This window comes from Mucilaginibacter humi (genome assembly GCF_013087555.1).
Window position 1 is genome coordinate 1 of the sequence record NZ_JABFCR010000004.1, and the last position, 15,560, is coordinate 15,560.

General features: G+C 45.2%; 24 protein-coding genes. 11 read left to right on the forward strand and 13 right to left on the reverse strand.

The window, feature by feature from the left end:
- Positions 1–767 (forward strand): PQQ-dependent sugar dehydrogenase (locus HK413_RS01260; RefSeq protein WP_175268852.1); only part of this gene is annotated, 767 nt, incomplete at its 5' end.
- 239 nt (positions 768–1,006) lie between these two features.
- Here HK413_RS01260 and HK413_RS01265 read toward each other — a convergent pair.
- The 6 genes from HK413_RS01265 to HK413_RS15990 form a co-directional block, all read right to left on the reverse strand.
- A complete protein-coding gene (locus HK413_RS01265) occupies positions 1,007–1,432 on the reverse strand; it encodes a CinA family protein (protein WP_175268906.1) in 426 nt (141 codons plus the stop codon).
- Positions 1,433–1,663: 231 nt separating this feature from the next.
- On the reverse strand, positions 1,664–1,951 hold the full coding sequence (locus HK413_RS01270) for a hypothetical protein (protein WP_217451934.1): 288 nt from the start codon (positions 1,949–1,951) through the stop codon (positions 1,664–1,666).
- A complete protein-coding gene (locus HK413_RS21765; protein ID WP_394353102.1) occupies positions 1,923–1,991 on the reverse strand; it encodes a hypothetical protein in 69 nt (22 codons plus the stop codon). Before HK413_RS21765 ends, HK413_RS01270 begins: the two co-directional genes overlap by 29 nt.
- Entirely contained in the window at positions 1,973–2,212 is a 240-nt protein-coding gene (locus HK413_RS15980; protein WP_317169182.1) for a Rieske 2Fe-2S domain-containing protein, read from the reverse strand. Before HK413_RS15980 ends, HK413_RS21765 begins: the two co-directional genes overlap by 19 nt.
- A 50-nt stretch (positions 2,213–2,262) precedes the next feature.
- Positions 2,263–2,490: an FAD-dependent oxidoreductase gene (locus tag HK413_RS15985; RefSeq protein WP_317169183.1), complete on the reverse strand. Its 228-nt coding sequence runs from the start codon at positions 2,488–2,490 to the stop codon at positions 2,263–2,265.
- Between the two features lies 1 nt (position 2,491).
- Positions 2,492–3,469 carry an NAD(P)/FAD-dependent oxidoreductase gene (locus HK413_RS15990; RefSeq protein ID WP_246229499.1) on the reverse strand — a complete coding sequence of 326 codons (978 nt, stop codon included), beginning with the start codon at positions 3,467–3,469 and terminating at the stop codon, positions 2,492–2,494.
- A gap of 356 nt (positions 3,470–3,825) precedes the next feature.
- Between HK413_RS15990 and HK413_RS15995 the strand changes: the two genes are divergently transcribed.
- The 3 genes from HK413_RS15995 to HK413_RS16000 are packed head-to-tail and all read left to right on the forward strand — an operon-like array spanning position 3,826 to position 6,293.
- Positions 3,826–4,062: a carboxypeptidase-like regulatory domain-containing protein gene (locus HK413_RS15995; RefSeq protein WP_246229500.1), complete on the forward strand. Its 237-nt coding sequence runs from the start codon at positions 3,826–3,828 to the stop codon at positions 4,060–4,062.
- Positions 4,037–6,061: a TonB-dependent receptor domain-containing protein gene (locus HK413_RS01280; RefSeq protein ID WP_246229501.1), complete on the forward strand. Its 2,025-nt coding sequence runs from the start codon at positions 4,037–4,039 to the stop codon at positions 6,059–6,061. The genes HK413_RS15995 and HK413_RS01280 overlap by 26 nt, the downstream gene beginning before the upstream one ends.
- A gap of 10 nt (positions 6,062–6,071) precedes the next feature.
- A complete protein-coding gene (locus HK413_RS16000) occupies positions 6,072–6,293 on the forward strand; it encodes a hypothetical protein (RefSeq protein ID WP_246229502.1) in 222 nt (73 codons plus the stop codon).
- Between the two features lie 83 nt (positions 6,294–6,376).
- Here HK413_RS16000 and HK413_RS20470 read toward each other — a convergent pair whose 3' ends face one another.
- Complete coding sequence (locus tag HK413_RS20470; RefSeq protein WP_317169188.1) at positions 6,377–6,736, reverse strand: FMN-dependent NADH-azoreductase; 360 nt, start codon at positions 6,734–6,736, stop codon at positions 6,377–6,379.
- Positions 6,703–6,975, reverse strand: coding sequence for an NAD(P)H-dependent oxidoreductase (locus tag HK413_RS20475; protein WP_317169184.1), 273 nt, complete (start codon positions 6,973–6,975; stop codon positions 6,703–6,705). Before HK413_RS20475 ends, HK413_RS20470 begins: the two co-directional genes overlap by 34 nt.
- A gap of 111 nt (positions 6,976–7,086) precedes the next feature.
- Between HK413_RS20475 and HK413_RS01290 the strand changes: the two genes are divergently transcribed.
- The 4 genes from HK413_RS01290 to HK413_RS01300 all read left to right on the forward strand — a co-directional run bounded on the left by HK413_RS01290 (position 7,087) and on the right by HK413_RS01300 (position 10,532).
- Positions 7,087–7,506, forward strand: a complete 420-nt coding sequence (locus HK413_RS01290) for a winged helix-turn-helix transcriptional regulator (protein ID WP_175268854.1) — start codon at positions 7,087–7,089, stop codon at positions 7,504–7,506.
- Between the two features lie 214 nt (positions 7,507–7,720).
- The gene (locus tag HK413_RS14315) at positions 7,721–8,809 is read left to right on the forward strand and encodes an ABC transporter permease (RefSeq protein WP_217451921.1); all 1,089 of its coding nucleotides are present in this window, start codon (positions 7,721–7,723) and stop codon (positions 8,807–8,809) included.
- Positions 8,800–10,083, forward strand: a complete 1,284-nt coding sequence (locus HK413_RS14320) for an ABC transporter permease (protein ID WP_217451922.1) — start codon at positions 8,800–8,802, stop codon at positions 10,081–10,083. The genes HK413_RS14315 and HK413_RS14320 overlap by 10 nt, the downstream gene beginning before the upstream one ends.
- A 95-nt stretch (positions 10,084–10,178) precedes the next feature.
- Positions 10,179–10,532, forward strand: coding sequence for a DUF5655 domain-containing protein (locus tag HK413_RS01300; protein ID WP_175268855.1), 354 nt, complete (start codon positions 10,179–10,181; stop codon positions 10,530–10,532).
- Positions 10,533–10,591: 59 nt separating this feature from the next.
- On the opposite strand, the gene HK413_RS18920 is transcribed toward HK413_RS01300, so the two are convergent.
- On the reverse strand, positions 10,592–10,945 hold the full coding sequence (locus tag HK413_RS18920) for a potassium channel family protein (protein ID WP_262886722.1): 354 nt from the start codon (positions 10,943–10,945) through the stop codon (positions 10,592–10,594).
- Positions 10,946–10,947: 2 nt separating this feature from the next.
- The gene (locus tag HK413_RS18925) at positions 10,948–11,430 is read right to left on the reverse strand and encodes an ion transporter (protein WP_262886723.1); all 483 of its coding nucleotides are present in this window, start codon (positions 11,428–11,430) and stop codon (positions 10,948–10,950) included.
- Between the two features lie 121 nt (positions 11,431–11,551).
- On the opposite strand from HK413_RS18925, the gene HK413_RS01310 reads away from it, so the two are divergent.
- Both HK413_RS01310 and HK413_RS01315 read left to right on the forward strand, forming a co-directional pair.
- Positions 11,552–13,099, forward strand: a complete 1,548-nt coding sequence (locus tag HK413_RS01310) for an NAD(P)/FAD-dependent oxidoreductase (protein WP_175268856.1) — start codon at positions 11,552–11,554, stop codon at positions 13,097–13,099.
- Between the two features lie 6 nt (positions 13,100–13,105).
- Positions 13,106–13,582, forward strand: coding sequence for a DinB family protein (locus tag HK413_RS01315; RefSeq protein WP_175268857.1), 477 nt, complete (start codon positions 13,106–13,108; stop codon positions 13,580–13,582).
- A gap of 50 nt (positions 13,583–13,632) precedes the next feature.
- Here HK413_RS01315 and HK413_RS01320 read toward each other — a convergent pair whose 3' ends face one another.
- The 3 genes from HK413_RS01320 to HK413_RS01330 all read right to left on the reverse strand — a co-directional run bounded on the left by HK413_RS01320 (position 13,633) and on the right by HK413_RS01330 (position 14,943).
- Positions 13,633–13,848 carry a hypothetical protein gene (locus HK413_RS01320; RefSeq protein WP_175268858.1) on the reverse strand — a complete coding sequence of 72 codons (216 nt, stop codon included), beginning with the start codon at positions 13,846–13,848 and terminating at the stop codon, positions 13,633–13,635.
- Positions 13,849–13,924: 76 nt separating this feature from the next.
- Positions 13,925–14,356: a hypothetical protein gene (locus tag HK413_RS01325; protein ID WP_175268859.1), complete on the reverse strand. Its 432-nt coding sequence runs from the start codon at positions 14,354–14,356 to the stop codon at positions 13,925–13,927.
- A gap of 11 nt (positions 14,357–14,367) precedes the next feature.
- Positions 14,368–14,943 (reverse strand): RNA polymerase sigma factor, encoded by a 576-nt coding sequence (locus HK413_RS01330; RefSeq protein ID WP_246229503.1) that lies wholly within the window; start codon positions 14,941–14,943, stop codon positions 14,368–14,370.
- 237 nt (positions 14,944–15,180) lie between these two features.
- Here HK413_RS01330 and HK413_RS01335 point away from each other — a divergent pair, with 237 nt between their 5' ends.
- A complete protein-coding gene (locus HK413_RS01335; protein WP_175268860.1) occupies positions 15,181–15,546 on the forward strand; it encodes a CoA-binding protein in 366 nt (121 codons plus the stop codon).
- Positions 15,547–15,560 lie beyond the last annotated feature (14 nt).

Consider the following 15,560-nt stretch of genomic DNA (forward strand, 5'->3'; position numbering starts at 1 on the left):
ACCTATATGTAGCTATTGGGTCATGGTCTGACGCCTGCCGCCAGCCAAATTTGGCTGTAGGGACACCGGGTTGCCCGATACTGGATTCGGCTGCCGGTATCTGGAAGTTTAAAGCTGATAAGTTGAACCAGAATTTTGCTGATGGGATCAGGTTCTCAACCGGGATAAAAAACGCGGTGGGTATTGATTATAACCCGGCATCAAAAACTGTATTTGCTACACAACATGGCCGCAGCTTTGATAAGCTATCGCCACCCTATTTTACCGGCCAGAAAAGTGCCGAGCTGCCTGCCGAAACTATCTATGAATTGAAACAAGGTTTAGACGCCGGCTGGCCCTATGCGTATTACGACCAGCAACTGAAAAAGAAAATGGTATCGCCCGAATATGGCGGCGACGGCAAAACCAGCACCGATAAATATGCCGACCCGGCAATTGCGTTCCCCGGCCACTTAGCGCCCAACGACCTGTTGTTTTATACCGGCAATATGTTCCCTAAGCGTTATAAAAACGGGGCTTTTGTGGTTTTCCATGGCCGCGCTATATCGCCGGTAAAAGGTTATTTGGTAGCTTTTGTTCCGTTTGTTAATGGTAAACTATCCGCAGATTGGGAAATCTTTGCCGATAACTTTACCGGGTCGGATATAGAACACCCAACAGGTCCAATGAAGTACCGCCCAATGGGTTTAGCCCAAGGCCCGGACGGTGCGTTATATGTAGCCGATGATTTAAAAGGCGCTATTTTTAAGATAGTTTATAACAAGTAATTGTCGCGAACTCGCATAACCGGAATTTTAGTGTTGCTACTCGGGGTTTTTATGTTCGGGTTTGGTGTAACCATGTTTTCTGGAAGGGGCCTTTAAACCCAATCATAAGTAAACTGGGCATGTATTCTTTTTTTCTTTGGCTGCCTACAATAATTACGGGAATAGTTATCCTATTCCAAAATACAGATAGAAAATAAATTGGACAATAATGAAGCCCCTGGTTGATTGACCGGGGCTTTTTAATGTTTCAACAGTTCCGCAGTCAGCATTTTGGCGGTCGCCTCAATAGTTTGGTGAATGATTTCTTCGCAAGATCCTTTAAACACCTTACGGAAGCTAACCTCCTTATCTCTTATCAGTGCCACCACGAACATGGTGCCAACCGGCTTTTCCGCCGTTTCACTACCGCCGGGTGTTGTTAGCCCCGTTACCGCTACGCGGATGTCAGCAGGAATAAGCCCATCTAGCCGGCGGGCCATTTCGCGGGTTACCTCTAATGATTCGGGAGTGAACTGATCGATCAATTCCTGTGGTACTTTTAGTATAGAAACTTTTAAATCAGCATCGTAACAGGCCAGCCCGCCCTTAAGCACTTTGCCCGATACCTCGCTCAGCGCAAATTCTGAGCACAGCCAACCGGCGGTCGCGCTTTCGGCAAAGGCAATGGTTAAGCCCCTGGTCGGCCATCAACTTAGCGCAATTATTGATCTTTGCTTCCATGGTTCTCTATCTTTTAAGGAGTTGATAACCGATACCCGCAAACACTGCAAAAACCACGTGCGCCGGAATAAGCTGCAGGTAGTATTTATTAAAGCTTAAGGCTGGCGGCAGCGGGTGCATTTTGAAAGTAGTCTTCCAGATTGCTACCGCTATAATGCCACTGATACCACCAACAATTAAATTGTTTTTATAGATGACACGGGCCACCTGCGCCGCCAAAGCTCTACGTAAACCAATGAAAACAGTAAGCCAACACCATAGTGCCCCAACCAGCCCGGGGTCTGGCATTGTTCCTTGCTCAAAGTTGGCAGCAGGCGGTCGACCAACTGGCCCGGGCGTTCCGGCTCGCTGTAATTTTCGTCATCTGCTGCTGATACCAGGTAGCTAAACAGTGTCATAAATGTAGTACCGGTAATACCCGCGGTAAGTACGTCTTTAGCTTTCATTTTGGCTGATTTTTTCAAGACCCCCGGTAGCAGGGCCGGTTAATACTTTGCCTTCGATATCATACCGTGCGCCGTGGCAGGGGCAATCCCAGCTTTTTCTTCGCCGTTCCAGTTTACGATACATTTGGCATGGGTACAAACAGGGCTAAGCGCGTGGATAATACCGGCGTCATCGCGGTAGGCAGCAATCTTTTCTCCGTTTACTTCAACAACCTTGCCGGTGCCGGGCTGTAATCTTTTCAGGGAATCTGTTTCGTGGATATTAATCCGGTCGGCCACAAAATGGTAGGCTACATCGGCATTCTCTTTAACAAATTCGCTAAACCCATCTATAGGTTTAACACGCGACGGACTAAATATTTTCTCATATTTACTCTGTTTTTCAGGATCAATTCGCTCAGTATTTTGCCCGCTATACTGCCCAGCATCATCCCGTTACCATTATATCCGGTGGCGCAATAAATCCCCGCGGCAGCCAGCGGCATTTGGCCGATATAAGGCAGGCCATCAACTGGAACATAATATTGTGACGACCAACGGTATTTAACCGATGACACATTATAATATTTGCGGGTATATTTTTCCGAGGTCGGCAAAGGATTTTTCGGGGTCTTCATGCCCGGTTTTATGATCATAGCCGCCTACCAGTAACAGTTGCTGCCCGTCAATGGTATGCGAGCGTACGTAATGGTAGGGTTCCTGCGTATCATAGATCAGTGCGTCAGGGTAGCTGCCGCTTTTTAATTTCACGGCGATAACATAGCTTCGGTAAGGCGCGCACTCAAAATTAAAAAGGTTAATATTAGGCGGCATATGCGTGGCATATACTGCAGTTTTAGCGCGGATCGCGATACTTGCTGATTTTGCAGTATGAATTCCATCTGCTGATTCAATACCGGTTATTAAAGTATTTTCTGAAATAGTACCACCCGCAGCCGGGTAAGCCTGTTGCAAGCTTTGCAGATATTTTAGGGGATGGAATTGTGCCACGGTACTCAAAAACAAGGGCTTTTTATAAGGCACCGGTGTCGGTACATCTTCCGTATAGTTTACCGGCACACCAACGATTATGGCGCCGTCGTAAATATCATCCAGTTGTTTTACCTCTTCGTCAGTTTCGGCATAGATATAACCGGACTTATTTTCATAATCGCAATCAATTTTCAGATCATAGATATTAGCTTTGATAAGTGCATGGCCTTCCTGTATGGCATCGGCAAATAACTGCGCGCCTTCCCCGCCAAAGGCACTTTCGGCCTCTTTGTAGGTTGTGTCTGCAAAGGTATTGATATGCGCGCTGGTACCACCCGTTGTGCCGAAACCTAAAGTATGCGCATCAGCGATGATGGTTTGTTTGCCTGCTTTTTGTAATAACAATGCAGCCGTCATCCCGGTAATGCCGCCACCTACTATCAACGCATCATACACTTTTTCTGTTGAGGCAGTTGCCGTTATATTGATCTCGTTTAAATTTGTTTGCCGGGCGCTTTGCTGCGCTCCGTCGCGTGCTATTATTGGGTCAGTTTTAGTTGCCATATTCTTACTACAAAAAGAAAAGGCTATCTGTTTGACAATAATATTAAATAATTAAATTTCGTGCTGGTTAATTATCGTAATTCAACAGATCTTGTCTTAAGGTAGTGAATTAATAAGCCCCCGAATATCCTGGCGTTATAAATAAACCTGCAAAAGGTATAAAGAAGCTACTATTATACCGCCTTGTAAAAAGGACGGCGGCCTCTTTGTTAACTCATTTCCATGAGACCTTATTTAACTTATAACTAACAATACTGTTACCTTGTTTCTTGGGAGAGATTATTAACTTCGTGCACAAGTTATAATCAAGATAATTAAAGAAGTAAGTGGTATTTCGCTGCTTATATCAACCTTTTATGAAAACATTTTCAGCCGTTTTTTTCCTCGCTCTAATTTTTAGTGTAGCTTCTGTTTTTGCGCAAACCACCCTTATTAAGGGCCGGGTCATTGATGCTAAGAGTCAATCGCCGGTTGAATATGCGAGTATAGCTTTATTTAATAGTGTCGATTCAGTTTTAGTAGCAGGTAGCGTAGCCAAAGCTAACGGCAGATTTCAAATAGATAAGGTTGCCCCAGTGCAGCTACCAGCTTAAAATTACTTTTTTAGGTTATGATACAAAGGCCATTAAAAATATATCAGTTACTAATGGCTCGATAGATTTAGGCACTATTATGCTTAACCCATCCAGCAAAATGCTTAATGAAGTTGCCGTTAAAGGGCAAAAAATTAATGCGCTTAATAAAATAGATAAACAGAGTTATAAGGCCGGGCAATTTGAATCGGCTAAAGGGGGATCTGCAATTGATGTATTAAAAAATCTGCCATCGGTTGCTGTTAATTCCGAGGGTGATATCAGCGTCCGCGGATCTGCCGGGTTTATGATACTCATAAATGGCAAACCCGTACTGGCCGATGCACAAACCGTATTGACCCAACTGCCTGCCAATGCTATTGATAATATAGAACTGATAACCGCGCCCTCAGCTAAATATGATCCCGATGGGCGTGGTGGTATTATTAATATTGTAACAAAGAACGGCACTACTGATGGGGTGACCTTATCAGCTAATGCACAAGGCGGCCTGCCAAGTACTACTGATTATAACAACCTGAAAAAGCCGAAACGCTTTGGTGCTGATGCTACTATTAATTATCGCAAAGGCAAGTGGGATCTTTCGGTAGGAGGTAATTATACCCGCAATGATAATGAGGGTTTTAGAGAGGGAGATGTTTATACTAAAAATAGCGTCAGCAATACCATTACCCGCTTTCCATCTACCGGCGAAAGAAGTTTTGACCGCTATAATTATGCCGGCCGTGCTACTATCAGTTATACTGCCGATGCAAACAACGCTTTCTCCGCAGGCTTTTATAGCGGTAAAAGATACCAGGCGCGTTTAGCCGACCTGCTGTATCACAATACCACATCAAACCTGACAACAAACGCGCTTATAACCAGCACTACTTATTTTAACAGCAACTTGCAAACTAAGGAGGGTACGTTTAACCTGGGCAATCTGGATTATACACACACCTTCGCTGATAAATCAACCTTAACCGCCGGGTTGCTATATGAACATGATAACTTATATGGCGGGACGCAAAACCGTAATTTAAAATATCCAAACACTGCTGATACCATACAATATGTAAATAACCCATACAAGCGCCCAATAAGTGCCTACAGGTTTAAGTTGGATCACAGCATAAACATTGGTAAAGGTAAATTAGAAAGTGGCTATCAGTTAAGATATGATACCCAGGACGGCGCCTTTAGTTACTTTGTAACACCTGCTACATCCCAGATAGATATTGCTAAGTTTAGGGGCACGATACATGCTAAAAACACGATTAACTCTTTTTACAGTCAATACTCAGGTAAGGTAAATAAACTTGAATATGCTGGCGGTTTAAGGTATGAATACGCCACACGTACGGTAAATTTATCGTATGATAGCAATCCGCACAATCTCAATTTGTCTAATCTGTTCCCCTCGGCAAGTTTGTTATATAGCGTTAATGAAGGATTGAAATTAAAAGCCGGCTACAGCAAACGCGTACAGCGCACCACTAATTTAGAGCTGAACCCCATACCAGAGCGGGAACACTCTGAGACCCCGGAAGAAGGCGACCCGGACCTGCTGCCCGAGTTTGTTGACCTGGCAGAGTTGGGATTGATCCGTAACTTCAGTAAAGGATCTTTCTTTACTACGTTATATTACCAGCATATTCAAAACCCTATACAAAGGCTAAACAGTGTTTATGCCGATACTATTCTTAACCGGGTTTATAGCAATGCCGGCGCCGCCCGTTTGTTCGGGTTGGAAGCGGGCGCAAACCTTTCGCCATTTAAATGGTGGACGATGTATTTAGGCGGTAATTTGTACAACTACAAAATACAGGGCAATATCAATATATTAAGTACGCCAGTTACTATTAATAATACCAACTGGGCTTACTCCATCAACGGCAATACTAACTTTATGCTGAATAAAACGTTAACTGTTGGCGCAAATGTAAACTACCTGTCTAAAAGGCCAACGGCACAGGGGCAGGACGGCGCGTTCCCCGGTACCCAATACATCCGTTAAAAAAACTTTTATGAATGGCAGGCTGGCCGCATCATTGCTTTGGCAAAACATGAATATGGGTTTCCTTGGGGCCAACAAACAACGCATCACTACTTCGGGAGCTAACTTTTATACCACCACCAATTATATTTCAGAAACTGATGTGTTCCTTATCAACGTCAGCTTTAACTTAAACAAGTTTACCAGTAAGGTTAAACTACCAACCAGCGAGGTAGGCGATAAAGAGTTTTAATTGCTTAATTAAACAAACAATTAATAAGTAAAAGGAACCGCTTTTGATGAGGCGGTTCCTTTTTTTGTTTAAGCTGATCTGATTTATATACTAATACTATCGATGCCTTTTTGTAAGGCTGTTTCAGCCTGGCCGGGATAAGCTAAACCCTCTGCACGGAATATGGTTAGATCGGTCATCCCTAAAAAGCCTAACAAACCTTTTAAATAAGTCGACACAAAATCGAACGCCCGGAAAGGGCCGCTTGAATAAATACCTCCGGATGCCATAGCGATATAAACAACCTTGTTTTTTATCAAACCTTCGGCGCCCGCTTCGCTGTATTTGAAGGTAACGTTGGCCCGCGAGATATGATCAACCCAGGCTTTCAATACCGACGGAATGCCAAAGTTCCATAAGGGGGCGCCAATTACAATAACGTCCGCGTCGTTAATTTCGGCGATAGCCTGGTCGGAATTTTTAAGGGCCTCCTTGTTTTCAGGGGTGTGATTTTCTGCGGGGGTGAAAAAGCATTGAGTGTGGCTTCTTCCAGGTGCGGAAAAGGGTTTTTAGTAAGGTCTTTAACCCGGACGGTACTGCCCGGATTAGCGGCTGTGATTTTATTGACAATTGCATTGCCCAGTTTAACGCTAAATGAATTTTCGCCTTTGGGGCTTGAGATGATATGAAGGATCTTTTTCATGTTGTACTTGTTTTTATTTTAACAAGGCAAACGTAGCCAGCCCGTCTTTCAAAAGATATTACTATCCCAAAGGATACCGGTATCATTTAGGATACTGCTTATCTTTGCAACATGGATATAGTAGCGATGGATACTGAAACACAAAGCGAGATAGTGCATGATAAACAAAGCTGTACCGCAGGCGTGACAGGCATCAGGGATGCCTTGTATGTTTTAAATGGTAAATGGAAGTTACCGTTAATTTTCAGCCTTTCGGGCGGGCCGATGCGTTTCAAAGACATTCAACGATCGCTGGGCGATATTACCCCTAAGATATTAACTAAGGAGTTAAAGGAATTGGAGTTAAATGAATTTGTGGTGCGTAATGTATTTTCCACAACGCCTGTAACCATTACGTATCAGTTAACCCCGTATAGCCAGTCGTTAGATAGAGTGTTACTTGAGCTTAAAGATTGGGGCATAAAGCACCGCCAACGCATTGTAGCCAGCCGGAAGAGCAGGGGCATAAAGCTTAGTAAATTAACCCATTAAGCTGGAGGATTTCTGTTCGCCGGTAGAAATACGAGCTGGAATGCTGCTCTTAGCTACTGGGATATTTAATGCCTAACATGAGCTATTGTAACGATCACGAACACGACTGTACGCAAACGAACAGTTACTGTCGTAGTATAGCAATCAAATAATTGACTATCAGTAATTTAATTTTTTGGCATACTTTTGCTTTAGTTTAGCTAAAGCTTAACATATGTTCAAAAATTATCTAAAAATAGCCTGGCGTAACCTGAGCGTCAGCAAAGGTTTTTCATTGCTAAATATACTTGGGCTGGCCGTGGGTATGGCAGGTGCGATGCTTATTTTCGCCTGGATAGAAAACGAGGTGACCTATGATGATTTTCATACGAATAAAAACGAACTTTATAAGGTTTACAACCGGGTCTCCTACAAAGGCCAAACCAATGTATGGGATATCACCTCGTCTCCGGTTGCGGCCGCTTTGGTGAGTGATTATCCCGAAGTTAAATACGCTGCCCGCGTTTACTGGCCCAATACGCTACTGTTTAGCAGTGGCGAGCGTTCATTAAAGGCTACCGGTCATGATGTGGATAAAGCCTTCTTAAAGATGTTCAGCTTCCCGTTGCTAAAAGGCAACAACGCGCATGCGTTGGATGATGCGGGTAATATAGTTGTAACCGAAAAGCTTGCAAAAAAATTATTCGGCGATACCGACCCTCTCGGCAAATTGATCCGTGTGGACAGTAAAGACAGCTACAAGATAAGCGGCGTACTAAAGGATCTGCCTAACAACACGCAATTTGATTTTGAATACCTGCGCTCGCTCGCTAATAATGAAAAATATTATACAGACGGTTCGTGGGGTAATTATAGTTATAGTACCTACGTACAACTACAGCCGCACCAGTCTATTGACAAGGTAAATCAAAAAATAAAGAACACCATATTAAAAAGAGCGCCGTTAACAGAGGCAGAGATCTTTTTGCACCCGATCAACAAATGGCGTTTATACTCGCGTTTTGAAAATGGTAAAATCGTTGGTGGCCGTATAGAAGTTGTGCGTTTGCTGGCGGTTATTGCCGGGCTTATCCTGCTTATTGCCTGCATTAACTTTATGAACCTGAGCACCGCCCGCAGCGAAAAACGAGCTAAAGAAGTAGGTGTGCGTAAAGTAATGGGTGCCCGCCGCGGCGCACTTATCAGACAGTTTCTTACCGAGTCTATCCTTATTGCTTTTATGGCCGGGTGCCTGGCTTTGGTGTTGGTGCAGTTGCTGCTGCCTGCGCTTAACCAGGTCACACAAAAAAAAAAATGGTGTTAAATTACGCCAATCCATACCTGTTACCGGCTTTACTTGCGTTTATTGTTTTTACCGGGATATTGGCCGGCAGTTATCCCGCGTTATTTCTTTCGGCCTTTAAACCCGTGAAAGCGTTAAAGGGGGCATTTAAAAACGCCACACAAGCTTTTACGCCCCGTAAAATATTAGTGGTAACGCAGTTTACAGTGGCCCCGGTGTTGGTAGTGGCAACAATAGTGGTGTACCGCCAGATAAACTTTGCGCAAAGCCGCGATGCAGGCTATAACCGCGACAACCTTATAGAATTGGCTATAGAGGGTGATATCCGTAAGAATTTCGACCTGATACGAAATGAGTTGGTTAGTACCGGCGCCGCCGAAGCTGCCTGTAAAACCAGCCTGAATATTACTATCGATGGCGCAAACTCTGGAGGCTTTAAATGGGCGGGAATGAACCCCGAACTGGAACGTACTAATTTTTCGCGCTTTAGCACCACCGGCGACTTTGCCAAAACCATGCACCTAAAAATGCTGGCCGGCCGGGATATTAACCTAGCCGCGTATCCGGCTGACAGCGCTTCATGTATGCTGAATGAGAGCGCTATAAAAACTATGGGCGTCAAAAACCCGGTAGGTATGGTCATCACCACTAATAGCAACCGCAAATTAACTGTGGTAGGCATATTTAAGGATTTAATACTTAACTCGCCCTACCAAAATGTACAGCCCATGATAGTTTTTGGGTGGAACAACTGGACATATAATATGGTTGTAAGGCTTAATTCCCGTATAAGCACAGCGAAGGCGTTACTGCTTGCCGGCAAGGTGTTTAAAAAATATAATCCAGCCTACCCGTTCGATTATAAATTTGTAGATAAAGAGTACGAGCAGAAATTTAGCGACCAGCGGCAAACCGCAACGCTGGCGGCGGCGTTTGCCAGCCTTACTATATTGATCTCATGCCTTGGCCTGTTTGGCCTGGCTGCCTATATGGCCGAGAACCGCTCCAAAGAAATTGGAATCCGCAAGGTGCTTGGCGCCAGTATAACCAGCATTGTGCAGTTGCTTACCCGAGAATTTTTGGTGCTGGTTGGCATCGCTATCGTCATAGCTACCCCAATTGCCTCATGGGCCATGAATAAATGGCTACAGGACTTCACTTACCGCATTACCATCACCCGGACTATTTTTGCTCTTGCCGGCGTTATAGCCATATTGATAGCGCTTGTCACCGTAAGTTTCCGTGCTATAAAAGCAGCAATAGCCGACCCGGTAAAAAGCATTCGCCGGGAATAATGCAGACGGTTAACAATTGATTGCAATACAACGGGCTTACCACAATCTTACCTAACTGTAAAAAACAGTTCATTATATTTACGGTTAAAGAATGTATGAGCTGGACCTGCCCCAAATGCGATCGCGAACTACCCCGGCCACAGCAGCGGCATTATTGCGCGCGGGTAAGCGTGGACAGCCTTTTTGACGGGCGCCCCGCCGAGTTGGTGCTTGTATTTGATAAGATACTGGCAGAGGTGGCCGACTGGGACGGCGTACTGGTTGGTACAACGCCAAATTGTATTGTCTTTACCCGGCGATGGGTGTTCCTGGTTATTAGGCCGATGAAAAAGAGCTGGATATCAAGTTTTATTCGAAAGTATCGCACCCGGAAAAACCGGTGGTTAAAAGTGTGGCTGTGGGTAATAAGTTTGAGAACCATATCCGCATATCTGTGCTGGATGATTTGAGGCCGGCGTTGTTTGTTTACCTGCGCGAATCTTACGAGTTATTGTAGCCGAGGCAAATGTTACCCGTCAATTGTAGTTAGCAGAGATGTGCCGCAATATTTGCAAAACAATGCGTCGCTGTCGTGCCCTTCCCGCCCGCAACCCGGGCACGATTCGGACAAATCCTTTTTTTTCTGGTAAGCCGCCAGCGCGATATCATGTGTGATGATACCGGTGGGCACAGCGATGATAGCGTAACCGATGAGCATTACCACTGATGCTACAAACTTGCCCATCGGTGTTACCGGCGAAATGTCCCCATAGCCCACGGTGGTTATCGTAACAATAGCCCAGTAAACACTCTCCGGTATGTTGGAAAAACCGTTCTCGCGATTCTCGACCCGGTACATGATGGAGCCGAGTATAACCGTCAACGTCAGCACCGTAAGCAGGAAGATGCTGATCTTACGGAGGCTGCCCCGGAGCGCGGTGGCCGGAAATTGATCTCTGTCAGAAATTCACCCAACTTGAAGATCCGGAAAACGCGCAGCAGGCGCAACGCACGAAATACCAGCAGCGACTGCGCACCCGAGAAGAAAAACCCCAGGTAAGTTGGTATCAGCGCCACCAAATCAATAACGCCCAGTAAACTAAATACATACCGCCGGGGTTTCCGGATGCTTATTAACCGTAAAATATATTCTACCGTAAACAAGCCGGTATAAAACCACTCCAACCCGCTAAACAATCCTCCGTAACGCCCATGCAAACTTTGTACGCTATCCAGCATTACCACAATAATACTTGTGAAGATGGCGAACAATAGCCCGACATCAAAAGCTTTCCCCGCCCTTGTATTTGATTCGTAAATAATTTCGTGCAGACGGAAGCGCCAGTCGGCCCGTTGTGGTGTAGCCATAAGCCATAAACAAAACCAGTGGTAAATTGTGTGGTTAACGCACTCGCAAAAAACGCACGTATTGCATCTTTACAAATCCTGTTATCTTTGTACCATCCCCGGATAAAAACCGGGCAGCACCATGACCAAAGAAATAGAAATAGTATGCTTACCGGGGCAGCAGGATGACCAGGAGGTTTTAAAGCGTTTATCTGCATTAGCTTTAAATATATCATCACAAAAGATCACCCGGGTACAGCTACTTAAACGCAGCATCGATGCGCGGGGCCGTCGTGTGGTGTACCGCATGCAGGTAAGGGTTTATGTAGATGAGGTACATTACCCTGAAACTTATACCCAACAATATCCCAATGTTAAAGATGCTAAACCGGTTATTATAGTAGGCGCCGGTCCGGCCGGGTTGTTTGCCGCCTTACAATGTATACAAATGGGTATGAAACCTATCGTTTTAGAGCGCGGCAAAGCCGTAAAAGACCGCCGCCGCGATTTGGCTAATATCAATAAACAGGGCTTGGTTAACCCCGAAAGCAACTACTGCTTTGGTGAGGGTGGGGCTGGTACGTACTCGGATGGTAAGCTGTATACCCGCAGCACCAAGCGTGGTGATGTGAACGCCGTGCTAAAAATCTTCGTGGCTCACGGCGCTACCGGTGATATACTGGTTGATGCCCGGCCGCATATAGGCACTAATAAGCTGCCGCAGATCATTACTGCCATCCGCGAAACGATACTGAACGCCGGTGGCGAAGTGATATTCGATGCCAAAGTAACAGAACTACTGGTGCAGTTTGATAAGATAGAAGGTGTAAAGCTATCCTCAGGCGAGACACTTAAATCCCGTGCAGTTATACTGGCCACAGGCCACTCGGCGCGGGATGTGTTTGAAATGCTGCGCTGCCAAAATATACTGATCGAAGCCAAGCCTTTCGCACTGGGTGTGCGCATTGAGCATCCGCAGGAAATAATTGATCGTGCGCAATACCACTGTGAAGTTCGGGACGAGGCATTGCCGCCATCTTATTATAACCTGGTTGAGCAGGTTGATGGCCGGGGGTATTCTCCTTCTGCATGTGCCCCTGGTGGTATTATTGCTCCCTGCGCTACGGAAGCTGACGAAATTGTAGTGAATGGCTGGAGTCCATCAAAACGGAACAATCCTTTCGCCAACTCGGGCACGGTGGTACAGATCAATATGGACGATGTTAAAGGGGACGATGCTGATCCGTTTAAGATGCTGAACTTTCAGCATAGCATTGAGCAACTTGCTTTTAAAGCCGGCGGTGGCAAGCTGGTAGCCCCCGCGCAGCGGATGGTGGACTTTGTAAACGGGAAACTATCAATTGATCTGCCCGAAAATTCGTACCTGCCCGGCACTAAAAGCGTGGAGCTTAAAGAGGTACTGCCCGACTGGATAAATGACAGGCTACGTAATGCCTTGCCGATGTTCGGTAAAAAGATGAAGGGTTATTATACTAATGAAGCAATACTGGTAGGTGTAGAGTCGCGTACTTCATCACCGATAAAAATACCAAGGGACAGGGAAACTTATCAGCATCCGCAGATAGCGGGATTGTTCCCATGCGGCGAAGGTGCGGGCTATGCCGGTGGCATAATTTCTGCGGCTATTGACGGGATAAATTGCGCGGTGGCGGCAGCGAAGATAATTTAACAGGATATGACAACAAACGAAAAGCTAATCCATGAAGTAGAAAACACCCTATCGGGCGAGCCCCGGTATGGCGATCCGATATACAGCATTCTGGACAAAGTAACTTTTGAAAGTACTTATGAGCGGGTTGGCCATGCGCATACTATTGCCGAAATATTGCTGCACATGGTAAGCTGGACCGAAGAGGTGATGGACCGCCTTAATGAAAAACCGGCCTCGTTACCGGTTAGCGGCAACTGGCCGCATCCCGGCGATCCGGACGAAAATAAATGGCAGCTATGGATAGAGGATCTGAAACTGGTTAACGTTAACCTGATCAAAACCATCCGCGATTTCCCCGAAGATAAATGGGATGAACCCATTATTGATGAACGTAAAGACGCACCTGTTACAACGTATAAAGAGCTGCTTTACGGTTTTATCCAGCACCAGATCTATCATGCCGCGCAGGTAGCGTTGTTAGTTAGGGCAATTATTGGGTAACTCTTCTTTAATTATCTGCGTCACATTGTTCCCCTTCAGGGGTTAGGGGCTTAATAAGCCAACTCCTCGCACTTAAACCCCGCGTTATTTAATAACGATTCAATATATTTTGGCGGCAGATCATTCGATACTACGCGCAGGATGTTATCGCAATCTTCGAGGTCGAAGTTCCAGTCTTCAATAGCCTGCACCGAAGTTAATATCGGTTGCACCTGTTCAACGTCCTCGGGTTTGTTTACACTTGTTGAGAATATCAGTATGTCCATAATAGTGTAGGTTGTTTTTTAAAAGCTGCAGTTGCAGGTTGCAGCCTTAATACTGTGCCTGCAACTGCCGCTGCTACTAATTATTCATGTTCTGTTTTGCACTTTCGGCTTCAAACCCGTCCCATTCCCTGGTTAAAAGCATCATGGCCATGTCCGCGCCCCGGGGGCCGCAATTGGCGCGGTCGCGCATTTTTTGTTTAAATTTTTCTTTTTCTTCGGGTGTCATGCTTTTAAAGCGTTCCTGCATTTTATTGCGCATCCGGGGGTTGCCGCCCCACGGGTTACCTCCCCATGGGTTACGGCCGCGGCCGCCCTTACCAAAGCCAAACAGTATTTTGCATAATATAAATATGCCCATGGCCTGCCAGAAAGTAATTGTGGCAACGTGTAAAATATCAGGCAATAAATCATTCCATAGCTGCATTACTGCAAAGCTGATAAGTGAAAGAAAAGCGGCTACCGCAATGGGTATAAAAATAAACCGCCCTTTGTAAAAAAATTGTTTCATGTCTTTAAAATTTAATATTGTGTAATCTCTTTGTATAACTGTTGTAACCTGTCGCGCAGATGCAGTACCGCGTAGCGCTTGCGCGATACCAGTGTGTTTACGTTTACTCCCGTCAATTCTGATATTTCCCGGAAGGTCATATCGTCCATTTCCTGCCATATAAATACCTGCTTTTGCTCTTCGGGCAACTCATCCAGCGCGCTGAACAATTGCTCCCAAAAAATATTGCGCATGTACGCTGTTTCAGGGGTGCTTTCTTCGGGCATCAGCAGGTCCTTAAAGCTTGATGTATCATCGTCACTTTCGTCATCGCTGCCAAACAGGTCGTCAAGTAAAGTTTCTGATTTCTTTTTATGCTTATCGGTGATCTTGTTCCTTGCCACTTTATACAGCCAGGCGCCTGTCTGCTCAATTGGTTCAGAATTTACCAGGTTGCTAAACTGGTACCATACATCCTGCAGGATATCTTCGGCATCAGCATCACTCTTAACCCGCTTACGGATAAAGCCAAGCAAATTTTTACCATAAGCCTTTATGGTGCTTATGATGTGGCTTTCTCTTTCTTCGGGCATTAATGCTGTTATCAATTTATTACTTGTTTAAAGGTAAAGACGATTCACGTTTAAAAACATTTTAAATTTTTTAATTATTTTATTGTGATGCTATTTTGACTGTCAAAACGCTGAAATATTACACCTTGGCGCAATATTTGAATGACTTTAGGCCTCACTCCAACCCCTCTCCAAAGGAGAGGGGCTTTTAAAAAATTCAAAGAGATAGGAAAGTCCTGTCATTTGGAGAGGATTTAGGTGAGGCCAAACATTATGTCTGATAAAAAAACTTTGATACTTGGCGCCACCCCAAATTCGGGCCGCTATGCTTACCCGGCGGCACACCGGTTGGTTAGCCACGGCCATACTATAGTTAATGTAGGCCTAAAAAGCGGAGAGGTAGCCGGTGTGCCAATTGAGAAACCCGAAAAGATCTATAGTGATATTGATACTATTACCTTATATGTTGGCCCGCAAAACCAGCCACCATTGTATGATTATATTTTAGCCACTAAGCCAAAGCGCATCATATTTAACCCCGGAACGGAAAATAGCGAACTGCAGCGCCTGGCTGATGCCGATGGGATTGAAACGCAGTATGCTTGTACGTTGGTATTGTTGAGTATAGGGGAGTATTAGCCTTCGGCAGAGAT

Coding starts and splice junctions, on each gene's coding strand:
- HK413_RS15990 (WP_246229499.1), bottom strand. CDS start 3,469: ATGGCAACTAAAACTGACCCAATAATAGCACGCGACGGAGCGCAGCAA.
- HK413_RS15995 (WP_246229500.1), top strand. CDS start 3,826: ATGAAAACATTTTCAGCCGTTTTTTTCCTCGCTCTAATTTTTAGTGTA.
- HK413_RS16000 (WP_246229502.1), top strand. CDS start 6,072: ATGAATGGCAGGCTGGCCGCATCATTGCTTTGGCAAAACATGAATATG.
- HK413_RS20475 (WP_317169184.1), bottom strand. CDS start 6,975: ATGAAAAAGATCCTTCATATCATCTCAAGCCCCAAAGGCGAAAATTCA.
- HK413_RS01290 (WP_175268854.1), top strand. CDS start 7,087: ATGGATATAGTAGCGATGGATACTGAAACACAAAGCGAGATAGTGCAT.
- HK413_RS14315 (WP_217451921.1), top strand. CDS start 7,721: ATGTTCAAAAATTATCTAAAAATAGCCTGGCGTAACCTGAGCGTCAGC.
- HK413_RS14320 (WP_217451922.1), top strand. CDS start 8,800: ATGGTGTTAAATTACGCCAATCCATACCTGTTACCGGCTTTACTTGCG.
- HK413_RS01300 (WP_175268855.1), top strand. CDS start 10,179: ATGAGCTGGACCTGCCCCAAATGCGATCGCGAACTACCCCGGCCACAG.
- HK413_RS18925 (WP_262886723.1), bottom strand. CDS start 11,430: ATGGCTACACCACAACGGGCCGACTGGCGCTTCCGTCTGCACGAAATT.
- HK413_RS01310 (WP_175268856.1), top strand. CDS start 11,552: ATGACCAAAGAAATAGAAATAGTATGCTTACCGGGGCAGCAGGATGAC.
- HK413_RS01315 (WP_175268857.1), top strand. CDS start 13,106: ATGACAACAAACGAAAAGCTAATCCATGAAGTAGAAAACACCCTATCG.
- HK413_RS01320 (WP_175268858.1), bottom strand. CDS start 13,848: ATGGACATACTGATATTCTCAACAAGTGTAAACAAACCCGAGGACGTT.
- HK413_RS01325 (WP_175268859.1), bottom strand. CDS start 14,356: ATGAAACAATTTTTTTACAAAGGGCGGTTTATTTTTATACCCATTGCG.
- HK413_RS01335 (WP_175268860.1), top strand. CDS start 15,181: ATGTCTGATAAAAAAACTTTGATACTTGGCGCCACCCCAAATTCGGGC.